Source organism: Bacillus sp. FSL L8-0167 (genome assembly GCF_038630295.1).
GTDB lineage: Bacteria > Bacillota > Bacilli > Bacillales > Bacillaceae > Bacillus > Bacillus safensis.
Genome location: NZ_CP152027.1, coordinates 1,812,378 through 1,838,734, shown reverse-complemented (window position 1 = coordinate 1,838,734; position 26,357 = coordinate 1,812,378). Strand labels below are relative to the sequence as shown.

The window sequence follows — 26,357 nt, the reverse complement described above, 5'->3', positions numbered from 1 at the left end:
CTATCCCTCCATATCCTTCTTATTTTCGTACAACAGGAATCCACATCTCACCAAGTAATAAGCCGTTACGCTGCCCCATCTCTACCACTGCATTTGGTCCACCAACATAGGCGAAATTCTTTGCTTCAGGCAAGACTTGACCAAATGCAATACCAGTAAGCGTTTGATGCAAGTCATCAGCGGTTTTAGCTTCCCCTTTAACGATTAGATATTCCCCTTTAGGAAATTGAATCACTCTGTCCGCTTCTGGTAACGATTCCTCTGTCATGACCCCGACATAATGCATCAGCTTGTTATTTATAGCTTCGTTTACGATAAAAATATAGTCATTTGAGGCAATGGCTTTTAAGGTGTCAAGCTTACCTTCTTGGTTGACTGCTTGCCAAAAGTCTGCTTTTTCCTTCGTTATGCCCGCATAGTCTGTGTAATGACTCTTAAGTTCAGTTCCAATACCTAACACGTGAAAGCTGTCTTTTTGTTCTAGTATATAATCTGTCATATTCTACACATCCTTTTGAAAAATTGATCAAATGTTTTTTCTTTTCACTTGATAAATATATAATAGGCTTAAACCATGTCAAAAAATGATACTGTTTAGGGGGGCCAGATGAAAAAAGTTGAACGGATTAATACCATCATGCGGTATATCAACAACCGCGCCAACTTTACAATTTCTGAAATCATGAGAGAATTTAATATCTCTCGTTCGACAGCAATTAGAGACATCAGAGAAATTGAAGCTATGGGGATGCCGCTTGTCGCAGAAGTCGGAAGGGACGGGGGGTATTTTGTGATGAACAATTCCGTCCTGCCAACTGTTCGTTTTACCGATAATGAGATTAAAGCTCTTTTTATTGCCTTTATGGCCACAAGAAACCAACAACTCCCTTATTTAAAGAGTCGCCAGTCTTTAGCTGAAAAATTACTAGGACTCATCTCAGAAACCCAGCAAGATGACCTTGTTCTGTTAAATCGCCTCTTGCTATTTGAAGGGACTAATCCAAATAATCCTGATCTGCTTGATTTGACAGATCTCCCTCATCCCATGTTAGAAAAATTAATCCAACTGCTTATTTTGGATCGATATTTACTGATTACCATGAGAGAGGAGAACGTGATAAAGTCCTATCCTATTTACCTCTTGAATCTTTATCGTGAAAAAAGCCTTTGGCTGATTGAAGGCTTTGATTTAAAGGAAGAGAAGAAACGGATTTTGCCTGTCGACAACCTCACAGATGTAGAACCATGCTCTACAAAAAATAGATTAAGCAGGAAAAAGATTTTAGAAAAACTAAGTAAACAGGAGGAAGTAATCAACCTTGTCCTTGAACTTGGTCCAAAGGCAATTGCACAGTTCAAAAAATACCATCCTTTCAAAATGTCAATTTCTTATACGAATCCTTACCAAACTACAGCCATTTTAAAGACTTTTATCGATGTTAATCATTCAGAAGAAATAACCGAAATAACAAATTGGCTATTTTTCCTAGGCGATGATATCAAGGTCAGGGAAATGCCTGTAGAAATCTTGGAAGGTTTACAAGAGAGACTCCTCCTATATTGTCCATAATCAATGCTGGTTAGACCTCACAGCGATTCCTATGAATTTTGACAAGAAGGTAGTTAAATAAATACATTTAGATAAAGGGGTTCATTTTATTGAATTCTTATGATGAAGATCTAATAAAGGATTTGGAATTAAAAGACCTACTTAAATATGTCAAAGTACATGAAAATCCAGAAATTTATTTAGATTTAATAGAACAAAAATTTGTTTTTGCTGTTTCAAAAATAAATTGGTTACAAACCAATAAACACCATAGTAAGAGCTCAAATAATGAATCGTTACTTTCTGATGCTCTTCTATTTATAACTGAATTAAAAGAAAAATATTTAGCTAATGACTTACAAGTAATTTACATAGGGGATAACCTTACAGAGTTTGGGTACCAGTTTGAATTAAAACATTTAAAAGAGTTACTAGTCTATTTTTTAGATATCCCACAGCATCACTACTTTATATCATTAGAAGGGGATTGGTGTATCTGTCTTTCATTTGAAAACTATTTGGATTTCGGATTTAGTTTAAACAACAAATAATTTTGATCGTCACGTATAGGAAAAATAAAAAATGATAAGAAGTGAAAAAACCTTGAATGGCTTTATACCAATCAAGGTTTTTTGCTTTTATTGCTCCTTAAACACGTAAAAAAGACAAAAGACTCTTTGTATATAAGCCTTATAGTGTGTTTTTCTTATGAAAAGAGCACACAATCGCTGCACAGCACGTGCTGAAGACATTTGGGCTTCTTTGATGCATGTGAGTTGATTAAACTTATAACCTAAGGGAAGAAGGGAGGAATTCCAACTGTACTTAACCAAAAGGGGCACGACGTTACTATCTATGCTGCTTCATACGACATCTTTTCTATCAATAGAAGATTTACAGAATCGAATGAATGTCTCGACTCGAACCGTTTACGCTGAAATCAAACGAATGAACAGCTGGCTGGAAACTCATCAGCTTAGTGGTGTGCAGCGAAAAGGCCAACTTGGCTATTATTTAAACCCTCATGAAAAAGAAGTCATTATTCAAAAAGCTGATACCATTCTTATTGGTCACGATTATGAACCATGTGTAAAGGAACGAAGGGCCATTTTGCTTTTATCCATTGCATGCAGCGAGCATTGCCTAAGAATTGATGATTTTATGAAGATGACAAAGGTGAGCCGAAATACATTGCTCGAGGATATGAAACAGCTAAAAGAAGCGCTTTCAAAGCAGGAGATCACACTCCGCTATCAATCAGCAAGCGGCTATGTCATATCAGGAGACGAAAGGGCCATTCGATTGGCACTCAAACCTTATATACATTTCATTCGCACCATGATAAAAAACGAAAAAACGTTTCCGTCGTTTTGGTTAAAGGGACCTATTTCATCCAAACGGGTACACCATCTCCTCCAGCAGTCAGAACAAGAACTTAAGCTTGAATTTGCAGATGAGATGCTGGAACAGCTCTCTTTGGATCTCTTTTTCTACTTCAAGCGGATGAAGCTGGGGCATGCTGTACACATTTCAAACGAAGAAAAGCGAACATTGCAGGAAACAGAGGAATGCTTGGCTGCTATTCGTTTCATGGCGCAGATTCAAAAAGAGGCCAGTCTCATTGTTCATGATGATGAGATCTATTTTCTTAGCACCTTATGGCTCAGTGCCAAAAAACAAAAACTTCCATCAATTAAAAAACCAGAAGAACATCTCATTCGCACGATCGCCAGACAAATGATATTTGACTTTCAGAGATATGCTTGTATTTCCTTTCAAGAACCAAAAGCATTGGAGCAAAACTTGACAATGCATTTAATTCCAGCTTATTACAGGCTCATCTATCACATTGGTATCATCAATGAATTGACGGATTCTATAAAAAAGGCACAGCCAGAAGTGTTTGAAATCACTCAAAAAGTTGCTTGTCATTTAGAAAAGGTGGCCTGTTCAAAGTTGAGTGACCATGAAATTGCATATCTCGCCATGCATTTTGGCAGCTGGATGAGAAGAGAAGGAATTTCATCCATTGTCAGGCGTTCTGTATACATTGTCTGCGGAGAAGGAATCGGCACAAGTAACATGCTGAAAACTCAGCTTCTCGAATTAATTGGCTACATTGAAGTACGCGGACTGTTATCAAAGCGTGCATATGAAGAATTAACAGCCGTTGATGCAGATTTCGTTGTGTCCACAACACCTATTTCGTTTAAAGGAAAACCAGTTCATCTCGTTCATCCTATTTTAACTGCCTATGAGAAAAAAACATTACTTCAATACGGGAAAGGCTCAGAAACGAAGATTGAAGAGAAGCATGTAAACGCTTTATTTAACATCATTCAGCAGCATACCATCGTACAAAATAAACAAGCACTGCTTCATGATATTAGGGAGCTGCTTTATCCCACATATGTATCCTATCAGAAAGGGTGGAATCCAGTGTTAAATGATTTATTAACAGAACAAACCATCAAGCTCCACCAAACAGCAGACACATGGCAAGAGGCGATTACAAAAGCGGCGCAGCCTTTACTTGATCAACATGCTATTAAACCAAGTTATGTAGAAGCCATGATACAGTCTGTTCTTCAAAATGGTCCTTATATTGTCATTGCACCACAAGTGGCCATTCCACATGCAAGGCCCGAGGACGGCGTGAACAAATTGAGCATGACACTCATGTCATTCAAACAGCCCATTTCGTTTTCAAAGGATGGAAAAAAGCAGGTGCGGCTCGTCATAGTGCTAGCGGCTATTGACAGCATGACCCACCTGAAAGCACTCAAACAGCTGACCATGCTGTTAAGTGAAGAGAAACGGACGAAACAATTGATTGAAGCAGAAGATTTAGCATCCGTTCAAAAACTAATCGATCAATTTTCACAAGTATAAAGGAGGAGTAAGAAAATGAAAAAAATTCTTGTTGTATGTGGAAACGGGTTAGGAAGCAGCTTTATTGTAGAAATGAATGTCAAAAAAGCATTAGAAGAATTAGGTCTTAAAGCTGAAGTGGATCATACCGATCTCAGTACAAGTAAAAATGAACAAGCAGACCTTTATATCGGAGCAGCTGATATTATTGACCAGCTGAATGACGGCACAAGAAATGTGGCTGGCTTAAACAATTTGTTAGACCAGGAAGCCATTAAAGACGTCCTTCGTCAACATATTTAAGTCATGAAAAAGGGGGATTCACATCATGATAGAACTGATCATGAACGATATATTGGGCACACCTGCCATTCTCATCGGTTTGTTTGCACTAGCCGGTTTACTTTTACAGAAAAAATCAGCTGCAGACACTGTGTCAGGCACCTTGAAAACAACCATGGGTTTCTTAATATTAGGGGCGGGCGCTACAGTAGTCTCTGATTCACTCGGGGTTTTTCGAAAGATGTTTGAAGCAGCCTTTCACATTCAAGGGGTTGTCCCAAATACAGATGCTATGGCAGCCATTGCTCAAAAGGAATTCGGTACACAGACAGCACTTATCATGATTTTTGGTATGCTGGTCAATTTGTTACTTGCAAGATTCACACCCTTTAAATACGTCTTTTTGACTGGTCACCACACATTGTATATGGCGGCTATGCTCGCCGTCGTTCTCTCGACAGCCGGCCTGCACGGATGGCTGCTCATCTCTACTGGCTCAATGATATTAGGTGCAGCTATGGTCATTGCACCCGCAATCCTTCAGCCGTTTACGAGGAAAGTCACCGGAAGCAATGATCTCGCGCTCGGACACTTCAGTACTTTCGGGTATTTTACTGCGGGAATGATCGGCAAATGGGTTGGTTCTCCTGAAAAATCAACGGAAACCATTCAAGTGCCTAAATCACTCGGTTTTCTAAGAGATACATCTGTTGCCATTTCGATTACGATGGCTTTACTGTTCTTTGCAATTGCACCGTTTGCAGGAATTCCTTATATAGAACAAATTAGCGGGGGCACGAACTTCGCTGTCTTCATTCTCATTCAGGCGATTACGTTTGCTGCTGGTGTGTACATTATTTTAGCAGGGGTACGGATGGCCATTGGCGAGATCGTGCCTGCATTTAAAGGGATTGCCGATCGATTCGTGAAGGGGGCAAAGCCAGCACTTGATGCGCCAACCGTTTTTCCATTTGCGCCAAATGCGGTCATTATCGGTTTTTTATGCAGCTTTGCAGGAGGTATCGTATCCATTTTTCTTTTACCTTTGTTTGGTTTAACTGTCATTGTCCCTGGTCTTGTCCCGCACTTTTTTTGCGGTGCTACAGCAGGCGTGTATGGCAATGCAACTGGAGGGGTTAGAGGGGCTGTCGCTGGGGCCTTTGTAAATGGATTGCTTCTTTCCTTTTTACCTGCTTGTTTATTACCTGTGTTAGGAACCCTTGGCTTTGAAGGGACAACGTTTGGAGATACAGACTTTGGTATCATCGGAATCTTGATTGGATTGATCAAGTTTTTATTTCAACTGTAAAAAGGAGGAGCCTGAGAATGACAGCCGTTTTTTCACCTTCACTGATGTGCATGGATCTAACGCATTTCCGTGAACAAATTCATCTTCTCAACACGAGAGCAGACCGGTACCATGTCGACGTGATGGATGGGCATTATGTGAAGAATATTACGTTATCACCCTTTTTCATTGAACAGCTTCGGAAACTGACAAATTTACCGATTGATGTTCATCTAATGGCCGAACATCCGCAGGAATTTTTAATCGATGCATGTATTGATGCAGGCGCAACGATGATTTGTTTACACCCAGAAGTCGTGCAAAAAGATGCCTTTCGAATCATACGCCATATTCACCAAAGAAAATGTGAGGTTGGCTTTGTTCTAAATCCCGCCACACCTGTTGCAGCATTAGATTCCTTTATTCATTTAATAGACAGAGTGACGATCATGACAATCGATCCAGGCTTTGCCGGACAGCCTTTTATTAAAGAAATGCTTCAGAAAATTAAACAGGTGAAAGATATCAAAAAACACGAAGGATACTCGTTTTCAATTGAAGTAGACGGCTCTTGTAATGAGAGCACGTTCCGGCTGCTTGCTGAGGCTGGAAATGAGATCTACATCATCGGCACCTCAGGTTTATTTGGACTTCATAAAGAACTCGACACTGCTTGGGAAAGAATGAAGCAAATATTTGCAAAAGAAACAGCCTCAATCGAATCACGTTAGTAAAAGAGAGGATGAAAACCATCCTCTTTTTTTACGCAAATTTTACTAAAACACAATTCATTCACCAAAACTTACCCAAAAACAAAATAAAAATCAAAAATTCATAATTGAAAGCGCTTTATTTATGTGTTATCCTTCAAATATCTTTAGTAAATATTTAGTCAAATAACGATGAGGAGTTTGCCTATGACCACACTCAAAGATATTGCTCATGATGCAAAAGTGTCCGTTTCCACTGTATCCCGTGTGTTAAATGGCGATCAAACGCTTGCCGTTTCACACACAACGAGACAAAACATCCTCGACATTGCTAAGAAGTTAAACTATACCCCAGTGAGAGCAAGAAAAGCCGATCAAGCAGAAGAAAAAAGCCCATCTGAATCCCCAGTCATCGGTGTCGTTGTCGCTCAATCCATTGACGAAGAATTAAATGATCCCTTTTTTTCATCGATTCGAAAAGGAATTGAAAAAGAATATGCCAAACAAGGCCTGTCCACTCTCCATACCTTTCGCCTAAGAAGCATGGATAAAGGGACGATGCTAAAGGAAATTGACGGCTTGATCGTCATTGGACGAATCAGCCCCGATACGGTTGAAAAAATGACAAATCGAATGGAACACATTGTTTTTATCAATCATTATGCGGATGAAGATTTGTATGATTGTGTACATGTGGATTTTGTCAGAGCGGCAGATCGCGCCATTCGTCATCTGCAATCTCTCGGCTATACACATCTAGGCTATATTGGCGGGAAAGAGCGGGAGCATTATTTCGAAGGTAATGCTGTGATTGAGGACGAAAGACAAACGACGTTTATGAAAAGAATGCAGGAGACGGGCGCTCTTCATATGGAAGACATCCACATTGGTGAATACTCCATGCAAGAAGGCTATACGCTTATGCAGCAAGCGATCAAAAAGGGAAAACTGCCGCAAGCCTTTTTCATTGGAAGTGACTCTATGGCAATCGGCGCAATGCGCGCTCTGCATGAAGCCGGTCTACACGTACCTTCAGATGTATCCATTGTTGGGTTTAATGACATTGAAGCCGCTTCATTTTCAAGCCCGCCGCTTACGACCGTCAAAGTATATACAGAAGAAATGGGGGAAGTCGGTCTGAAGCTTTTGCTTGAGAGAATAAACGGAAGAAAACTTCCTCTGAAAGTCGTCGTTCCAACAACACTCATCGAGCGAGGCAGTACATGTCTCATCCATGAAAGGGGGTGAACCATAGATTTCAGCTAACAAAAAAGAGACAAAAAAGCAGAAAGCAAGCTGCTTAGCATGATGGCCAGATCATGCTGAACACAAGGCAGCCTGCCGCTATGCTCTCTTATCTCTTTGAAAAGAATAGAATTCCAGTATAATGGACTTCCTTTGTTTCCGCAACTGCATGAATTCTACCGATAATCGTCTGAATTTTCAGTGATCAAAAGGAGGAAACCATGAATAAAAAAATCATGCTGCTGACTGCAGCCATTTTCTTGACCATGATTTTGTCTGCTTGCGGTAATAACAGCTCATCTGAAGCAAATGGAAAGGTCACCTTGACGCTATTTTCAACAATGAGCAACAGCGGGGAAAGAAAAGCGTTTGAAGAAGTCATTCGTGAGTTTGAGAAGAAGCATGAGCAGATTCGAATCGATGCTAATTTTCCAGGCAACAGCTATGAAGATATGATCCGCGTCAAAATGGGAGCAAACGATATGCCAGACCTGTTTGATACACATGGCTGGGCCAAACTGCGCTATAGCGAGTATGTGGCTGATTTAAAAGAGATGGATTGGGTCAAACAGCTTGATCCTTCACTCGACCAAATTTTAAAAGACCAAGATGGGAAAGTGTACGCTTACCCGCTGAATCAAGCAAAAGACGGGCTTAGCTTTAATGCCAATCTATTAAAGGAATATGGCATAGAAGTCCCTAGAACACTTGATGAATTAAAATCTGCTTTGCTGACAGTGAAAGAAAAGAGCAAAGGAGATGTTGTGCCGCTCTGGATACCAGGAGGAGATAACTCAAATATTGCCCAAGTCTTTGATGAGCTGGCGACGCCTTTATTAATCACCGATCAAAAGCATCAATACGGAAAGGAACTTGAAAACGGATCATTTGATTGGTCTCTCTATACACCGCTTGCACAATTCATGAAAGATCTGAAGGATCAAGACCTTTTAAACAAGGATGTCCTGACAGCGAAACTCTCTCAAGCGCCTGAACTCATGGCACAAAACAAAATCGCCTTCACCTTTGTCGGAGGATCCTTAGGACCTGAAGCAACAGAGCTGAATTCATCGATCAAAGTAGGCACGATGCCTGTTCCAGCCATTCATAAAGGAGATGAACAAAGCTGGATTGGCGGAGAACGTTTTACTGTTGCTGCTTGGAAAGACTCTAAGCATCTAAAAGAAGCAAAACAATTCATCGATTTTTTAGCAAAACCTGAAAACGCAAAAAAAATCGCAGAGGGCACATCCTCTGAAACAGCTCTAAAACAAGTGAAAGCGAAAAACTATTACTCTGCATTTTACGATCAATACGAACAGGTGAAGATTGAACCGTATTTCGATCGAAAATACTTACCAAGCGGAATGTGGGCGGTCATGGCAACAACCGGTCAAGAATTATTAGCAGGCTCCATCACACCAGAACAGTTATCAAAGAAAATGGAAGAGGAATATAAGCGTTTGAAAAAACAATAGCCGATGGATGCTGAAACAGGAGTGAAGCCAATGAATGACATCACAAAAGCAAAACAGCCCGCCGCATTCACCTCTTTACCAAAACAAAAGATACAAAAACGCCAGAATTCATCACTTTGGTGGATGTACATGCCAGCTGTTCTCGTCGTCAGTACCTTTATCATTTATCCTTTTTTAAACGGCATTCAGCTTTCTTTTACGAATTGGAACGGTTTCTCACAAACTTATCAATGGATTGGTCTTGAGCAATATCAAAGACTGCTTCAGGATCAAGCGACATGGCTTGTTGTCAAAAACACGCTTCTCTATGGAATCGGGAGCACTGTCTTACAAAATATCATCGGACTTGGATATGCTCTTTTATTAAATCAAAGCTTAAAGATGAAAGCCATCACAAGAACGGTCATCTATTTACCTGTCATGATCAGCCCGATTGCGATGGGCTATATTTGGTATTTTGTGTTTGCTTACCAAGGCGGTGCCTTAAATGATGTGGTGACGCTTTTTGGATTTGATCAAATAAATGCGCTCGGCAACCCGCAATTCAACACATGGATCATTGTGCTTGTCAACACATATCAATTCGTCGGGATTGCGATGATCATTTATTTAGCAGGACTTCAAAGTATTCCTAAGGATTATTATGAAGCGGCTCAATTAGACGGCGCATCGAGCTTCCAGCAATTCAGGCGGATTACATTGCCGCTGCTTATGCCGTCGATCACCATTAATGTTGTACTGAATGTCATTGGCGGGCTCAAGCTCTTTGATGTCATTGTGGCACTCACGGGCGGCGGACCTGGAGATTCCTCGCAATCCATGTCGACCTTTATGTATGATCTGTACTTCAAACGCCAGGATGCAGGCTATGCAGCGACGCAAGGGGTGTTCATGGCGGTCATCATCCTTGTCATTAGTGTCGCAGCGCTGATTTATTTCAAACGAAAGGAGACTGAGGTGTGATGGATAACGCCTATAAACGCAAGAAAAGATGCTACTCCTTCCTCGCACTATTGATCACATTGCTGCACCTCATTCCATTTTATATTTTGGTGACGACATCATTAAAGGGGATAGGAGATTTCAGTTCAAAATGGCTGTTTCCGAAAGCACTGCATCTTGAAAACTTCCGCACAGCATGGACAGAGGCTCAGCTTGGCCAGTCCTTTTTGAATACAGTGATCATTACGTTCAGTTCCGCTGTATTGCTCATTATCTTTGGATCTCTTGCAGCCTATCCGCTTGCAAGAAGGAACACAAAGCTGAATAAAGCAGTCTATGTTTTATTTATTGCCATTATGGTCATTCCACCGCTTACAGCCCTTGTCCCGCTCTATAAAATGGTCGTTCAAATCGGGATGATGAACACCTATCAAATTGCTGTTTTAAATAATGTGGCTGCTTTTTTGCCGCTGACAATTTTCTTATACGCAGGCTTTATCCGGTCGACAATTCCAAAGGAGCTTGAAGAAGCTGCCCGTATTGATGGTGCAGGGACACTCAGAGTTTTTTTCACAGTCGTTTTTCCGCTTCTGAAGCCCATTACCGCTTCTGTATTAATTATTGCCTGCGTGTATATTTGGAACGACTATCAATTTGCTATCTTCTTTTTGCAAGATAAAGAGATGCATACACTCACAGTCGCCTTATCCCATTTTTTTGGTCAAAATCAGCATCAGCTTCAGCTCGTTGGGGCAGCTGCACTCATTGCGATGCTGCCAATGGTCACGATGTTTTTACTTTTGCAAAAATATTTTATCGCAGGGCTTTCACAAGGCTCTGTCAAAGGCTAGCCCAATATAGATGTAAAAAGGAGAGTCGTCTATGTCTAAAATTACATTTATCGGTGCAGGGAGTACCGTGTTTGCTAAAAATATATTAGGAGATTGTCTGTTTGTTCCCGCCCTTGCAGGCTTTGAATTCGCATTATATGATATCGACCACAACCGGCTGAAAGAATCAGAAACGATGCTCCGGCATTTAAAAGCAAATTACGGTGCAAATGTGACCATCCAGTCCTATCACAACCGGAAAGAAGCCTTAAAGGATGCGAAATATGTTATCAATGCCATCCAAGTTGGAGGCTACCGGCCAAGTACTGTCATTGATTTTGAAATACCAAAAAAATACGGATTAAGACAAACGATTGCGGATACGGTTGGGATCGGCGGCATCTTCCGCTCCCTTCGAACGATTCCTGTCATGCTGGAATTTGCAAAGGACATGGAAGAGGTTTGTCCAAATGCTTTATTGTTAAATTACACGAACCCAATGGCCACACTGACAGGTGCGATGCTGCGCTATACTCAGGTTCAAACGATTGGTCTCTGTCATAGTGTGCAAGTCTGTACAAAGGACCTATTTGAATCTCTTGAAATGGAACATGAAGGCATTGAAGAAAAAATTGCCGGCATTAACCATATGGCATGGTTATTAGAGGTAAAACGGGACGGAAAAGACTTGTATCCAGAAATCAAAAGACGGGCAAAAGAAAAGCAGCAATCGAGGCATCATGATATGGTACGTTTTGAACTGATGGATAAATTCGGCTACTATGTCACAGAATCCTCAGAGCACAATGCCGAATACCATCCATATTTCATCAAATCACGGTACCCAGAACTAATCGGTCAGTTTAACATTCCGCTCGATGAATACCTGAGACGCTGCGAGGAACAAATCAACAATTGGAATACAATGAAGCATGATCTAGTGGGGAACACACAGATCACACATACCCGCTCTAAAGAATATGGTTCACGTATCATTGAAGCGATCGAAACGAACGTTCCCTTTAAATTTGCCGGGAATGTGCTGAACACAGGCGGGCTCATTCACAACCTGCCTGAAAAAGCGTGTGTCGAAGTGCCGTGTGTTGCAGACCGGAGCGGTATCATGCCATGCTATGTCGGAGAAATACCTGAACAATTGGCTGGACTCAATCGAACCAATATCAGCTCACAACTGATGACAATTGAAGCAGCAATCAGCGGGAAAAAAGAACACATTTATCAAGCGGCATTACTAGATCCACACACAAGTGCTGAACTGTCGATTGATGACATCATCAAATTATGCGATGAACTCATTGAAGAACATGGTGAGATGCTGCCAAATTATATAGAACCAAATCAATATGCCGCATCAACCAAATAACAGAAATGAACCAGCCTCTACCTGATGCACCGCGCATCAGGTTTTTCTTATGAAGCAAAAAGAGGATTGACTGAGACCCATTTTAATATTATGATTTTTCTAAAGTTACCCAATAGTTAATCAAAAACACATCATGAAATTTCGGTATTCTAGTGTTAAATGTCACAAACAAACCAATCTGTGTTGAACAAGAGCCTGACTAAAATGTTTATCACAACGTAAACCAAAACTGCCGTTTGATTTGACAAAGAGTGTATACAGATGAATGCCCGTTAGATGAGACAATGACGATACATACACACCCTTTAAGCATGACATTCTTTAACAAAGAGGAGAGAGGGAACATGACCAAAACAGATGTACAAACGTTGAAAAATTATATCGGCGGACAATGGATTGAGGCAGAAACTAGTCAAACAGAGGAAGTATATAACCCAGCTACTGGCGAGATCATCGCAGAAGTGCCGCTTTCAACAAAAAAAGATGTCGAACATGCGGTACAGGCAGCACAAGAAGCATTTGCCACTTGGTCGAAAACTCCCGTTCCCCGCCGTGCACGCATTTTATTTAAATACCAACAGTTACTCGTTGACAAATGGGATGAGCTGGCTGAACTCGTAACGATTGAAAACGGAAAAAGCATCACAGAAGCAAAAGGAGAAGTGCAGCGCGGAATTGAATGTGTCGAATTTGCCGCTGGTGCACCAACCTTAATGATGGGAAAACAATTACCAGATATCGCATCTGGACTCGAATCTGGCATGTACCGCTATCCAATTGGCGTCATCGGCGGAATTACACCATTTAACTTTCCGATGATGGTTCCTTGCTGGATGTTCCCGCTTGCCATTGCCTGCGGAAATACGTTTGTTTTAAAACCTTCAGAGCGCACGCCGATTCTTGCCGCACGATTAGCCGAATTATTTGAAGAAGCTGGTCTTCCAAAAGGGGTTCTTAACATTGTCAATGGAGCTCATGATGTCGTCAATGGTCTGCTTGAACACCAAAAGGTCAAAGCCATTTCATTTGTCGGCTCTCAGCCAGTTGCAGAATACGTCTATAAAAAAGGCACAGAGCATGGCAAACGTGTCCAAGCACTTGCAGGAGCAAAAAATCACTCCATTGTCCTCAAAGATGCAGATTTAGACGCGACAACGAAACAAATCATTGGTGCTGCCTTTGGATCAGCAGGAGAGCGCTGCATGGCCGCGGCCGTTGTCGCAGTGGAAGAAGAAGTGGCAGATGATCTCATTCAAAAATTAGTTGATGAATCGAATAAGCTTGTCATTGGAAACGGAATAAATGAAGAGGTCTTTCTTGGTCCAGTCATTCGAGAGGAACATAAGGAGCGAACGCTTCAATACATTCAGTCAGGGATTGAAGAAGGCGCAAGTCTCATTCGAGATGGCAGGAAAGATCACGAAACAAATGGAAAAGGGTATTTCGTTGGACCAACGATCTTTGACCATGTGACAAATCAAATGAAAATTTGGCAGGACGAGATTTTCGCCCCAGTCTTATCAATAGTTCGTGTCTCTTCACTGACAGAAGCGATCGACCTGTCTAATCAATCAAAATTTGCGAACGGTGCCTGCCTGTACACAGACAGTGCATCAAGCATCAGAGAATTTCGCGAAAATATTGAAGCAGGGATGCTCGGCGTCAATATCGGTGTTCCCGCACCAATGGCATTTTTCCCGTTTTCCGGCTGGAAGGATTCTTTCTACGGGGATTTGCACGCCAATGGAACAGACGGAGTGGAGTTTTACACAAGAAAGAAGATGGTGACCGCTCGTTATATGTGATCAACACTCATCAATTAACTTAGAAAATGCAGTTCCAAAAGGAGAACTGCATTTTTTGTTGTCTTCTAGTCAAAAAGTAAGGGTTTTCATCATGATTACAGCAAGGATTTGCACTAGAAATCATTCTTTCTATTCATTCTTCATCAGTATCTATCAACATATTTTGAAATTGGGCCTAAACCCCAATATTAGGAAGATGAAAACAGGAGGAAATGAAACGATGAGGACGAGGATGAAGTGCGGCGTTGGTTTATTGATTTTTGCTTTGGTACTGAGTTGTTTACCGGTATATGATGCGAGTGCGGCAAGCACAACAATTGCAAAACGTGTAGGAAATGCAAACCCGCTCATAGACCACCACTTGGGCGCTGATCCGTTTGCGCTCACCTATAACGGAAGAGTGTACATTTATATGTCGAGTGATGACTATGAATATCACAGCAACGGTACGATTAAAGATAATTCTTTTGCCAATTTGAATAGGGTCTTCGTCATCTCTTCAGCAGATATGGTGAACTGGACAGATCATGGCGCGATTCCAGTAGCCGGTGCAAATGGGGCAAATGGAGGCAAAGGGATTGCTAAATGGGCAGGTGCTTCCTGGGCTCCATCAGCGGCGGTGAAAAAAATCAATGGGAAGGATAAATTTTTCCTTTATTTCGCGAACAGCGGCGGAGGGATTGGGGTTCTGACAGCAGATTCCCCAATCGGTCCATGGACAGATCCTATCGGAAAAGCGCTTGTCACGCCAAATACACCAGGAATGTCCGGGGTGGTATGGCTGTTTGATCCAGCCGTTTTTGTAGATGATGACGGCACTGGTTATTTATATGCCGGCGGAGGCGTTCCAGGCGGTTCTAATCCAACGCAGGGACAATGGGCCAATCCTAAAACAGCAAGAGTCTTAAAACTTGGGCCTGATATGACAAGTGTTGCCAGTAGCGCCTCGACCATTGATGCTCCATTTATGTTTGAAGACTCAGGGATGCATAAGTATAACGGAACCTATTACTATTCCTATTGCATCAACTTTGGCGGCTCCCACCCAGCAGATAAACCACCTGGTGAGATCGGTTATATGACGAGCTCAAGTCCGATGGGTCCATTTACGTATAGAGGGCATTTCCTGAAAAATCCGGGTGCATTTTTTGGCGGAGGCGGTAACAACCATCATGCGGTGTTCAATTTTAAAAACGAGTGGTATGTCGTGTATCATACCCAAACGGTCAGCTCTGCTTTATACGGGGCAGGAAAAGGCTACAGATCTCCGCATATTAATAAGCTTGTGCATAATGCTGACGGCTCCCTTCGAGAGGTTGCAGCCAATTTTGAAGGGGTCAAACAGCTTTCCAACCTGAATCCTTATCAGCGGGTAGAAGCTGAAACATTTGCATGGAATGGACGCATTTTGACAGAGGCCTCTTCAGCTCCAGGCGGACCGGTCAATAACCAGCATGTCACAAACATTCAAAACGGAGATTGGGTGGCTGCCAGTAACGTCGATTTCGGATCAAACGGCGCAAGAACATTTAAAGCGAATGTAGCATCAAATACAGGCGGAAAAATAGAAGTACGCCTCGGAAGCCCTGACGGCAGACTCGTCGGAACATTAAATGTCCCTTCCACAGGCGGAACAAACAATTGGCGAGAAGTAGAAACGACAGTAAACGGAGCAGCTGGCGTGCACAACGTATTTTTTGTCTTTACTGGAACAGGTGCAAACCTATTTCAGTTTGATTCCTGGCGGTTTACTCAATAACAAAGGATGAGAAAATGATAGGAGAGTGGAAAAATTTGATGTCAATGATCAAAAAAACAATCTGTACTTTATTGATCTGCTTCACCATGCTGTCTGTCATGTTCATCGGACCTGGCGCAACTGAAGTTTCAGCAGCAGATGCCAATATTAATATCAATGCAGAAAGACAAGTGATTCGCGGCTTTGGCGGAATGAACCATCCGGCTTGGATTGGTGATTTGACCGCACCTCAAAGGGAAACCGCCTTTGGCAATGGGCAGAATCAGTTAGGGTTTTCCATTCTAAGAATTTTTGTAGATGAGAACAGAAATAATTGGCACAGAGAGGTCGCCACAGCCAAAAGAGCAATAGAGCATGGAGCTTTAGTGATCGCTTCACCTTGGAATCCTCCAAGCCATATGGTCGAGACTTTCAACCGTAATGGTACAACTGCAAAGCGGCTGAGATACAATCAATACGCTGCATATGCTCAGCATCTGAACGATTTTGTGACGTATATGAAAAATAATGGCGTCAATCTCTATGCGATATCAGTACAAAACGAGCCTGATTATGCACATGAATGGACATGGTGGACTCCTCAGGAAATCCTGCGTTTCATGAGAGAAAATGCCGGCTCCATTAATGCCCGCGTGATTGCGCCAGAATCCTTTCAATACCTTAAAAATATATCAGATCCTATCTTAAATGATCCGCAAGCGCTTAGAAATATGGACATTCTCGGAGCCCATTTGTACGGAACCCAAATCAGCCAGCTTCCATATCCTCTTTTCAAACAAAAAGGAGGGGGGAAGGAGCTTTGGATGACAGAGGTCTACTACCCGAATAGCGATAACAATTCAGCGGACCGCTGGCCTGAGGCATTAGGGGTTTCAGAGCATATTCACCATTCGATGGTAGAAGGGGACTTTCAGGCATATGTTTGGTGGTACATCCGCAGATCCTACGGCCCTATGAAGGAAGATGGCCTGATCAGTAAACGCGGTTACAACATGGCGCATTTCTCCAAGTTTGTACGCCCAGGATACGTCAGAATTGATGCAACGAAAAGTCCTGAACCAAATGTTTTCGTATCTGCCTACAAAGGAAACAATCAGGTTGTTATTGTCGCGATTAACAAAAACAATACAGGAGTCAATCAGCACTTTGTAATGCAAAATGGAACTGCTTCGCAAGCATCAAGATGGATTACAAGCAGCAACAGCAACCTTCAGCCCGGTACAGACTTAAATATATCAGGTAATCAATTTTGGGCTCATCTCCCGGCTCAAAGTGTGACAACATTTGTAGTCAAACGCTAGAATCAATTGAATCACCAAAAGCCAATTTTCTCATTTCAAAAGAAAATTGGCTTTTTTTATGCAAATAGGAAGTTGATTTTTTCACTATGTTCTTACATTGGGTATAATAATGGCAATGACTTCAGGAGAGTGATCAATGTATGCCAAAGCATCAAAGCAAAGTATTAATGATCGATGATGAAAAAGAAATTTTGGAATTAATCAACACAGTATTAACAAGAGAAGGCATTGATCGCGTTATAACAGCTTCAACTGCCCGTGATGGGCTCACGAAATTCCACCAAGAACAGCCTGATCTTGTCATACTTGATATTATGCTGCCAGACGGTGAAGGCTATGATATTTGCAGACAAATTAGAGAGACCTCCCATGTTCCGATTATCTTTTTATCAGCAAAGGGAGAGGAAACAGACAAAATTGTAGGTCTTGCCATCGGCGGGGATGACTACATTACAAAACCGTTCAGTCCAAAGGAAGTCGCCTACCGGGTGAAAGCGCAGCTAAGACGGCTCTCATACTTGCAGTCATCTCAAGCGGATCCCGTCATCAAAAAAGGGCCGTTTGAGTTAAACGAGCAGCAAGCAGAACTGAAGAAAAATGGCGCGGTCATTGAGCTCACGCCGAAAGAGCTTCTGCTGATGACCTACTTCTTGCAGCACCCGAACCGCATCATCAGTAAAGAAACGCTTTATCAAACTGTTTGGGGGGAAGACTTCTTCGGTTCTGACAATACGGTGATGGTTCATATCCGAAGACTTCGGGAAAAAATAGAAAATTCCCCGTCCACACCAGAGTTTCTCGTCACAGTCAAAGGGCTTGGCTATAAATTTGTTGTAAAGGATGCGTAAGGATGAAATGGCGATTAACAGGCAGGTATATGGTCTCTGTCATTATCGTGACCATTATCACGGTCTTTATCAACTTATTCGTATTTATGATTTGGCTCGTACTTCAGGCAAACAGCCAGCATAACGAGGAAAATACGCCCGAAACCTTCACAAGATCATTTGAACAATACATCTCTTTTTCTGATCAAGGAATGACCGTAAACAAAGAAGGGCAGAAAGCCTTAAAACAACAGAATGCATGGATTCAAATTTTAGACGAAAATGGCCAAAACGTGTATCATGCGCAAGCACCTAAAGGATTAAAGAACAAATATACACCGATAGAAATCGTGAACTTACATAAATATAAAGATAAGCAATTATTATCGACCATTTATGCTGGCGGAAAAAAAGTAAAGGGCAAAGAATACAGCTACTTTATCGGTTTTAAAGACCCTTCCATCGGAAAATACCTATTCTCGTTTGACACGAAGGATTTAGTAACAAGATTCAATATCGGGACGATGATTTTATTATCAATTGATGCCATCATAGCATTACTCATTGGTTACTTATTCAGCCGGCAGCTCACAAAACCGCTCGGCCGTGCCATTCATAGCATCCAGCGGCTGGCAAACGGAGATTACACGACAAATCTGCCTGCTAAAGGAATTTATAAAGATGTCTTCTATAATGTCAATCACTTATCAGAGCAGCTCGCTTCAAGCAAAAAAGAAAAAGACAAACTAGAGCAAATGCGGGAAGAATGGATCAGCCATATTTCTCATGATATTAAAACGCCGCTCGCTTCTATTCAAGGCTATGCAGAAATCATGAAAGACCCAAAGTATCCTCTTTCAAAGCAAGACATCAGACATTACGCGGGCATCATTGAGAATAAATCATTATATATCAAAGATGTCATGGAGGATCTGAATTTAACGACAAGGCTGAAAAATAACGGCGTAATGCTCAATAAAGAGCTGGTCAACATTGTGTCACTGCTGCGGGAAACGTTAATTGATATTTTAAACGATTCAAGATATGCAGATCAGACGATTGAGCTTCAAACGAATGAAGACAAGCTCATGCTGAATATTGATAAAATCCTCATTCGAAGAGCGGTTACCAATCTGATTTTAAATGCCCTCGTTCACAATGATTCTGATGTGACGATCATTGTACAGCTTGAACAAAAAGAAAAAACCCATATCACGATTAAAGACAACGGCAGAGGAATAGAAGAGGCAGAGCTGGAAAAAGTGTTTGACCGCTATTACAGGGGGACGAATACAGGAGTTTCACATGCTGGCTCTGGTCTTGGGATGGCCATTGCAAAGGATATTATCGTCAAGCACGGCGGGGACATCACGATCCGCAGCAGTATAGGGAAAGGAACAACAATTGATATCCAACTACCAGCATGAAAATAGACAAAAAAACGGTTCTGATCAACAACAGAACCGTTTTTTTACCTATTATTTATTCTGAAAATACTTTGATGCCTTTAACAATGTTCCAAATGAAGAAGTAGATGGCAACAAGGAATGTCACTGCATATGTCGCAATTAAAAAAGGCCCCGCATGGCTGATATCTTTCATACCAAGTAAACCTGAACCAAGGATGCCAATACCAAAAATCAAATAAGGTATGACATGGGTCCATAATGATTTTTTCGCATGATATTTCACTTCGTCCTGACCTAAAAAATAGACGATAATTGGGAACAAAAATGGTGCAAAAAAGATACTGAAATAACATAATGATGACAAGACTTTATTTCCTTTCATAACGTTTCACCTCTATGATTTATTCACTACAAACACATTGTACTACCTCAACCTTAATCCGTATTAATCTGAACCTTACAGCAACCTTAAAAATGTTTACCTTTTAAAATAATTTATAAACGACATACTATAATATAGGTATTTAAATCTATTTTACCGAAAAAAATAGTTGACTTTGGTTTATCCTGTGTTTACAATAAAATCGTAACCGATGCAGGAGTGTTACTGATATCATCAGGCACCACCAAGTCAGGTAAACATGTTGTACATTTGTACGTTGTTTGCTGAGATTTTGGTGTTTTTTTTATGCTTTTTTAGCAGTTTTAGGTAAGGTGGGATGAAGATGTTCACCGTCGTTAAAGTTTTAAACAATAATATCGTATTAGCTCTAACAGACACTCAAAATGAAGTAGTTGTTTTTGGTACAGGAATAGGCTTTAAGAAGAAAAAGGGTGATACTCTTGATGAGAGCGCTGTCAGTAAGACATTTTATTCTGATCAGACGTCTCCATTAGAATCTCAACTTGCCGCTATCCCAACTGATATTCTTTTATTAACTGAAAAAATCATTCATATGGGCGAAGAGATGTTGAATAAAAAATTAGGTTCTAGCTTGCTGTTTTCGCTATCTGATCATCTGACTTTTTCAATTCAAAGGCATCAAGAAAAAATGGAGTATGAAAACCCTATTGTATGGGAAATTCCACATCTATATTTTCAAGAATATCAAATTGGGAAAAAAGCACTTAAAATTATTCAAAAAATGATGGGGATTACTTTTCAAGATACAGAGGCTTCACTCATTGCCCTTCATTTTGTAAACGCTCAAATAGATGGTCAGTCTATGGGAGATACCATCAAAATGACCCATCTCACGAAGGAAATCGTTAAGATTATTCAAAACATTTTCGAGATGGTATTAGATAAATCATCGATAGATTATTCGAGGTTTATTACTCATTTGAGATATTTTATTGTCAGACAAGAAACAAATCAACCGCCGCAGCAGATGGATGATTCATTAAAGGAATTAATTCAGGATCGTTATATGAAGAGCTATGCATGCGGATTGATTATTAAAGAAATGTTAAAGCGGGAATTCAATTGGAATGTCACTGAAGACGAACTGGTTTTTCTAGTCATTCATATTGAAAGGATTACAAAGAAACATCAACAGAATAAATGATTTCTTTTAGGCGTGTTATGAAAAAGCATTAACCTAAACAAATCTCCATTTAGAAGTCTTTCTAATGGTGGATTTTGTTTAGGTTTTTTTTGTGAAAATGAAGGGGTGAAGACATGGGAAACAAAGAATTGGCGCAAGAAATTATCAAATTAATCGGTGGAACCGGCAATATATCTCAAAGCTGGCATTGTATTACGAGGCTGAGATTTAATATCAACGATGAAAAACAGGTGAAAGTAGATGAACTGAAAACAGTAGACGGTGTGCTGGGAGCACAATTCCAAAGCGGACAATTCCAAGTCATTATTGGAGCAAAAGTTGCAGAAGTCTATGAGGAAATCGACCATCTGATTGGTGAGAGCAGCAATGATTCTACTCCTGCTAAAAATACGTCAAAAATGAATCCAATCGAAGTCGTATTCGATGTCATTAGCGGAATTTTCACACCGATTTTGCCGGCGATTGTTGGTAGTGGATTGATAAAAGGGATCATGGCTTTGTTCGTTAGTTTAGGCTGGATGACGGAAAAAAGCTCTACCTATGCTGTACTTCAAATCTTTTCAAATGCTGTCTTTTACTTTTTACCTTTCCTCATTGCTTATTCTGCAGCGAAGAAATTTAAAACACGAGAATCTCTCGCGATGGCACTTGCTGGGATTTTATTATATCCGACAATGGTGGAAGGGGCAGCAAAAGGGGCAGATCCACTTAGTTTTTTAGGATTGAGTATTCCATTAAATAATTATACTTCTTCTGTCTTACCGATTATTTTAGGCGTGCTGCTTCTTAGCTTTATCGATAAGTGGATGACGAAAGTGATTCCAAAATCCTTAAGTATCGTATTTACACCGGTACTGAGCTTAATGATTACAGCGCCTCTTACACTAGCTTTCATAGCGCCTATTGGGAACGTTTTCGGTCAATATTTAGAGATCTTTTTCACTTCTTTATTCCATTTTGCTGGACCGATTGCAGGTTTATTAATGGGAGGCCTCATGCCTTTAATTGTGCTAACTGGGATGCATTACGCATTCTTCCCAAGCACGTTTGCCAGCTTTGAAAAAGTTGGTTACGATGTCATGCTGCTTCCGATGAACTTTATTGCCAATATGGCACAAGCAGGTGCCGTTTTAGGTGTTATCATTCGCACAAAACGAGTAGAAACAAGGTCTTTGGCGTTATCAACATTGCTTCCGAGTTTCTTTGGAATTACAGAACCAGCCATTTATGGAGTAACACTGAGACTGAAAAAGCCTTTCTATGCTTCATTAATAGGCGGCGCAGTTGGCGGATGTTTTTATGGTTTATTCTCTGTCAAAACGACAGCATTTTCAATTCCAGGAATGACATCTCTGCCAACTTACATTATGAAAGGCACAAATAATTTCCAGCTGGCTTTAATTGGAATAGCGCTGAGCTTTTTGGTCTCACTGCTTGCCACTATGTTTCTTGGCTTCAAGGAACCTGCCACAAAGGATGAAGGTCAGCCGGAAAAACAGGAAAAGCCATCTAAAAATCCAGAAAATGCAGTCAATCAACAAGCTGTGAGACAAGTAAATCCTTATGAAGTACAAGCACCTATAACTGGTAAAGTCGTTCCTTTATCTGACGTAAATGATGCCGTCTTTTCAAGCGAAATGATGGGCAAGGGAGTAGCGATTATGCCTGATAAGGGGGTGGTACAAGCGCCGTTTTCCGGAAAAGTAGTGACCGTTACACCTACTAAACATGCAATAGGTTTGGTTTCAGATGATGGGGTTGAATTATTAATACATGTAGGGATTGATACCGTCAGCCTAAATGGTCAATTCTTTGAGGTATTGGTGGAAGAAGGAGATGAAATCAACATCGGGGATCATTTATTATCATTTGATATAGAAGGAATTCAATCAAAAGGATTAGATGTCGTGACACCTATTATTGTCACTAATTCCTCGAAGTACCTGGATGTTATCTATACAGGTGACTCTTATGTCAACGCAGGAGAAAATAAACTCTTAATGCTTATTCATTAATCATAATAGAAGGGATGATTGAAATGAAAGAATTAAAAAAAGGATTTTCAGATAATTTTCTATGGGGTGGCGCAACCGCTGCCAATCAAATAGAGGGTGCATATTTAGAAGGCGGAAAAGGGCTGTCAACTTCAGACTTCGCTGCATATAAAGATCCATATGCAAAAGGAAAAGTGAACAACTTTACATTCGATGTTAGTTCAGCTGAACTAAACAAGTACAAGGAAAATCCTGATGCATTTGATTTCCCAAAAAGACGCGGAATTGATTTTTATCATCGTTATGAAGAAGATATTGCACTGTTTGCAGAAATGGGATTTAAGGTCTTTCGTTTGTCTATCTCATGGGCAAGAATCTTTCCAACAGATTTAGAGGACAAGCCGAATGAAGAAGGATTGGCTTTTTACGATAAAGTATTTGATGAATGTGCGAAATATGGAATTGAACCGCTAGTAACGATGTCTCATTATGAAATGCCGATTACTTTAACAGAGAAATACAATGGATGGATGAGTAGAGAGCTTGTCCCATTGTTCGAAAAATACGCACGTGCGATTTTAGAAAGATATAAAAACAAAGTGAAGTACTGGATTACGTTTAATGAAATGAATATGAACCTCAACAGCCTTTATACAGGTGCTGGAATTTTAGAGGATCTAGTAGACCATAAATTACAAGCTGCTTACCAAGCATCTCATCATCAATTTGTGGCAAGTGCCTTAACAGTGAAGGCTGCGAAGGAAATCATTCCAGATGTCCAAATTGGCTGTATGATTAACCAGATTGAAGCCTATGCAAAAACAACAAAACCAGAGGATCAGCTGCAGGCAGTTAAATCGAATCAATTGAATATGTTCTATCCTGATGTTCAAGCTAGAGGCGAATATCCAACATACATGGTGAAATACTTTGCTGATAATCAAATCAAGCTTGATATTAAAGAGCAGGATGAACAAATTTTAAAAGAGGGCACTGTTGATTTTGTTGCGATCAGCTATTATATGTCCCACGTAGCAGAAGCACGTGAAGATGCAGCTGAGCTAGCGGGTACGTTTGACAGTCCGATTAAAAATGAACACTTGGAATTATCACAATGGGATTGGCCGATCGATCCAATGGGTCTGCGCATTTCATTAATTAAACTGTATGACAGATACCAAAAGCCTTTATTTGTTTGTGAAAATGGACTTGGTGCAAGGGATACATTGACACAAGACGGAAAAGTACACGATGATTATCGAATTGATTATTTGAAAAAACATATTGAACAGATGAAAGAAGCCGTAAAAGAAGGTGTTGACTTAATGGGATATACACCTTGGGGCTGCATTGATTTAATCAGCTGCGGAACATCTCAAATGACTAAACGCTATGGTTTAATTTATGTGGATCAAGACGACCTAGGAAACGGTACACTGAATCGTTACCGGAAAGACTCATTCTTCTGGTACAAAAATGTAATCGCATCAAATGGGGAAGATCTATAAAAGCAGATTGAATGATGTAAAACACCATCGCGGGGCGCCTTAACCGGCTGCATGCGATGGTGTTTTGTTTTTTACGAAAACGTATCTTGACCTTGAAGTATCCTTCAACCTTTATAATGTAAATATAGAAAGACAAAATCACGAAAAAGGAGTAACGACTTGAGTTGATGACTAGAGGAGAACTTGCCAAACAAACAGGAATAAGCCCTGCCGCAATTCGTTACTATGAAGAACACAACATTTTACCTGTCCCTAGACGCCGTTCGAACGGTTATAGACTATACACAGAAGATTATATCGTGAAAATTCAATTGATCAAAGATGCCAAATCATTGGGTTATTCACTAAAGGAAATAAAAGGAATATTGGAAATGCTGAGTCAAGACATAGAACCTGATACTTTAAAAAGAATTGTACATCAAAAACATGAAGAAATTGAAAAGAAAATTAACAGTCTCCGTCTCATACAAGACCTTTTATCTAACTTATTAAAGACTCCTGAGAAAGAAGTACAAGTGTATCTCAAATCATTTCGTATGATGAATCAGGATGACGAATAAACATATATGCTTAAAGGAGAGAAAACAAAATGAGTGTCGACATTTTTAATGGAGAACGTTCTGAAGAAAGTATTCAATTTGAAACATTATTCACGTCCCAAAGTAATAAAGAAAGTTTTGCTAGTGTCGAAAAAACCAAAAAACTTCTGTCTCAAATAGAAAATATAAAGCCTTATGCAATCGGAGACGATGTGAAATTAAAGAGTGAGATAAAGGAGCAGTCTTTCGAAGGAATGCAGGTTTTCACATTGAATGACCAAATGTCGCAAAAACAAAAGGTGATTTTATATATACATGGTGGTGCCTGGGTAAACCAGCCTCTCGATTTCCATTGGTGGTACATGGATAAATTGGCTAGGTCCCTTAACGCCAAAGTGATCGCTCCTATTTACCCTAAATTACCTCATTACAGCTACCAAGATACCTATCCGAAAATCTTAAATCTATATAAAGAAATACTAAAAACGGTTGAGAGTACCGATCAATTAACGATCATGGGTGATTCAGCGGGCGGAAATATCTCTCTTGGCCTTGCGCACCTCTTAAAGATGGAAGATCTGCCGCAGCCGAAGGATATCATTTTATTATCTGCATGTGTTGATATGAGTTTAAGCAATCCTCTTATATTTGAATATGCCGATAAAGATCCCATTCTAGCGCCAGAAGGAATAGATGTCATTACAAAAATGTGGGCAGCAGATAAAAAGGTAACTGACCCATTAATCAGTCCAATTCACGGTGACTTTAACGGTCTTGCGAAGATCACTCATTTTATTGGAACACATGATATTTTATATCCAGATGCACTAAAGCTTGATGAAAAACTAGCAGAACAAGGAATTGACATGAAAACCTTTGTTTATCCAGAAATGCTGCATGTATTTGTCGTCATGCCAATCCCTGAGGCACAAGACGCTCAGGAAAAAATCATTCAGGTGATAAATAGTTAGATTCTCTTTTCACATATCAAAATGCTCCGGCTTGAATATTTGAAAGCTTAGCGAAATGGGCTGCTTACTGAAAGCAGTCTTTTTCCATTCAACATGA

At 40.5% G+C, this 26,357-nt stretch carries 23 protein-coding genes; 21 read left to right on the top strand and 2 right to left on the bottom strand.

Annotated elements, in window-relative coordinates:
- Positions 1 to 19: 19 nt before the first annotated feature.
- Positions 20 to 499, bottom strand: coding sequence for a GyrI-like domain-containing protein (locus tag MHB66_RS09405; RefSeq protein WP_046311316.1), 480 nt, complete (start codon positions 497 to 499; stop codon positions 20 to 22).
- 108 nt (positions 500 to 607) lie between these two features.
- Between MHB66_RS09405 and MHB66_RS09400 the strand changes: the two genes are divergently transcribed.
- From MHB66_RS09400 to MHB66_RS09325, 16 genes are all read left to right on the top strand, one after another.
- Positions 608 to 1,570, top strand: coding sequence for an HTH domain-containing protein (locus MHB66_RS09400; protein WP_034283523.1), 963 nt, complete (start codon positions 608 to 610; stop codon positions 1,568 to 1,570).
- 89 nt (positions 1,571 to 1,659) lie between these two features.
- Positions 1,660 to 2,100, top strand: a complete 441-nt coding sequence (locus MHB66_RS09395; protein WP_046311314.1) for a hypothetical protein — start codon at positions 1,660 to 1,662, stop codon at positions 2,098 to 2,100.
- Between the two features lie 268 nt (positions 2,101 to 2,368).
- A complete protein-coding gene (locus tag MHB66_RS09390; RefSeq protein WP_152649301.1) occupies positions 2,369 to 4,441 on the top strand; it encodes a BglG family transcription antiterminator in 2,073 nt (690 codons plus the stop codon).
- Between the two features lie 15 nt (positions 4,442 to 4,456).
- Positions 4,457 to 4,723, top strand: a complete 267-nt coding sequence (locus tag MHB66_RS09385) for a PTS sugar transporter subunit IIB (protein ID WP_024425192.1) — start codon at positions 4,457 to 4,459, stop codon at positions 4,721 to 4,723.
- 25 nt (positions 4,724 to 4,748) lie between these two features.
- A complete protein-coding gene (locus MHB66_RS09380; RefSeq protein WP_046311308.1) occupies positions 4,749 to 6,011 on the top strand; it encodes a PTS ascorbate transporter subunit IIC in 1,263 nt (420 codons plus the stop codon).
- A gap of 17 nt (positions 6,012 to 6,028) precedes the next feature.
- Positions 6,029 to 6,721 (top strand): D-allulose 6-phosphate 3-epimerase, encoded by a 693-nt coding sequence (gene alsE, locus MHB66_RS09375; protein ID WP_034283513.1) that lies wholly within the window; start codon positions 6,029 to 6,031, stop codon positions 6,719 to 6,721.
- 186 nt (positions 6,722 to 6,907) lie between these two features.
- Positions 6,908 to 7,948 carry a LacI family DNA-binding transcriptional regulator gene (locus MHB66_RS09370; protein WP_046311306.1) on the top strand — a complete coding sequence of 347 codons (1,041 nt, stop codon included), beginning with the start codon at positions 6,908 to 6,910 and terminating at the stop codon, positions 7,946 to 7,948.
- A gap of 218 nt (positions 7,949 to 8,166) precedes the next feature.
- Positions 8,167 to 9,423 (top strand): extracellular solute-binding protein, encoded by a 1,257-nt coding sequence (locus tag MHB66_RS09365; RefSeq protein WP_046311304.1) that lies wholly within the window; start codon positions 8,167 to 8,169, stop codon positions 9,421 to 9,423.
- Positions 9,424 to 9,453: 30 nt separating this feature from the next.
- A complete protein-coding gene (locus tag MHB66_RS09360) occupies positions 9,454 to 10,386 on the top strand; it encodes a sugar ABC transporter permease (RefSeq protein ID WP_046312271.1) in 933 nt (310 codons plus the stop codon).
- Positions 10,386 to 11,216, top strand: a complete 831-nt coding sequence (locus tag MHB66_RS09355; protein WP_046311302.1) for a carbohydrate ABC transporter permease — start codon at positions 10,386 to 10,388, stop codon at positions 11,214 to 11,216. Before MHB66_RS09360 ends, MHB66_RS09355 begins: the two co-directional genes overlap by 1 nt.
- A 31-nt stretch (positions 11,217 to 11,247) precedes the next feature.
- Positions 11,248 to 12,579: an alpha-glucosidase/alpha-galactosidase gene (locus tag MHB66_RS09350; RefSeq protein ID WP_046311299.1), complete on the top strand. Its 1,332-nt coding sequence runs from the start codon at positions 11,248 to 11,250 to the stop codon at positions 12,577 to 12,579.
- 344 nt (positions 12,580 to 12,923) lie between these two features.
- Entirely contained in the window at positions 12,924 to 14,384 is a 1,461-nt protein-coding gene (locus tag MHB66_RS09345) for a CoA-acylating methylmalonate-semialdehyde dehydrogenase (RefSeq protein WP_046311297.1), read from the top strand.
- A gap of 220 nt (positions 14,385 to 14,604) precedes the next feature.
- Positions 14,605 to 16,143, top strand: a complete 1,539-nt coding sequence (locus MHB66_RS09340) for a glycoside hydrolase family 43 protein (RefSeq protein ID WP_046311295.1) — start codon at positions 14,605 to 14,607, stop codon at positions 16,141 to 16,143.
- 35 nt (positions 16,144 to 16,178) lie between these two features.
- Positions 16,179 to 17,444, top strand: a complete 1,266-nt coding sequence (locus tag MHB66_RS09335; protein WP_046311292.1) for a glucuronoxylanase — start codon at positions 16,179 to 16,181, stop codon at positions 17,442 to 17,444.
- A gap of 140 nt (positions 17,445 to 17,584) precedes the next feature.
- Positions 17,585 to 18,292: a response regulator transcription factor gene (locus tag MHB66_RS09330; protein ID WP_034283500.1), complete on the top strand. Its 708-nt coding sequence runs from the start codon at positions 17,585 to 17,587 to the stop codon at positions 18,290 to 18,292.
- A 2-nt stretch (positions 18,293 to 18,294) separates the two neighbouring features.
- The gene (locus MHB66_RS09325) at positions 18,295 to 19,698 is read left to right on the top strand and encodes a HAMP domain-containing sensor histidine kinase (RefSeq protein ID WP_046311289.1); all 1,404 of its coding nucleotides are present in this window, start codon (positions 18,295 to 18,297) and stop codon (positions 19,696 to 19,698) included.
- 55 nt (positions 19,699 to 19,753) lie between these two features.
- On the opposite strand, the gene MHB66_RS09320 is transcribed toward MHB66_RS09325, so the two are convergent.
- The gene (locus MHB66_RS09320) at positions 19,754 to 20,062 is read right to left on the bottom strand and encodes a DUF4870 domain-containing protein (protein ID WP_041109292.1); all 309 of its coding nucleotides are present in this window, start codon (positions 20,060 to 20,062) and stop codon (positions 19,754 to 19,756) included.
- A 343-nt stretch (positions 20,063 to 20,405) separates the two neighbouring features.
- Between MHB66_RS09320 and MHB66_RS09315 the strand changes: the two genes are divergently transcribed.
- The 5 genes from MHB66_RS09315 to MHB66_RS09295 all read left to right on the top strand — a co-directional run bounded on the left by MHB66_RS09315 (position 20,406) and on the right by MHB66_RS09295 (position 26,260).
- Positions 20,406 to 21,248: a PRD domain-containing protein gene (locus tag MHB66_RS09315; protein ID WP_046311285.1), complete on the top strand. Its 843-nt coding sequence runs from the start codon at positions 20,406 to 20,408 to the stop codon at positions 21,246 to 21,248.
- Between the two features lie 113 nt (positions 21,249 to 21,361).
- Positions 21,362 to 23,263, top strand: coding sequence for a beta-glucoside-specific PTS transporter subunit IIABC (locus MHB66_RS09310; protein WP_046311282.1), 1,902 nt, complete (start codon positions 21,362 to 21,364; stop codon positions 23,261 to 23,263).
- A 23-nt stretch (positions 23,264 to 23,286) separates the two neighbouring features.
- The gene (locus MHB66_RS09305; RefSeq protein ID WP_342490578.1) at positions 23,287 to 24,750 is read left to right on the top strand and encodes a glycoside hydrolase family 1 protein; all 1,464 of its coding nucleotides are present in this window, start codon (positions 23,287 to 23,289) and stop codon (positions 24,748 to 24,750) included.
- Positions 24,751 to 24,917: 167 nt separating this feature from the next.
- Complete coding sequence (locus MHB66_RS09300; RefSeq protein ID WP_046312269.1) at positions 24,918 to 25,310, top strand: MerR family transcriptional regulator; 393 nt, start codon at positions 24,918 to 24,920, stop codon at positions 25,308 to 25,310.
- A 29-nt stretch (positions 25,311 to 25,339) separates the two neighbouring features.
- Positions 25,340 to 26,260, top strand: a complete 921-nt coding sequence (locus MHB66_RS09295; protein WP_046311279.1) for an alpha/beta hydrolase — start codon at positions 25,340 to 25,342, stop codon at positions 26,258 to 26,260.
- Positions 26,261 to 26,357: the final 97 nt, after the last annotated feature.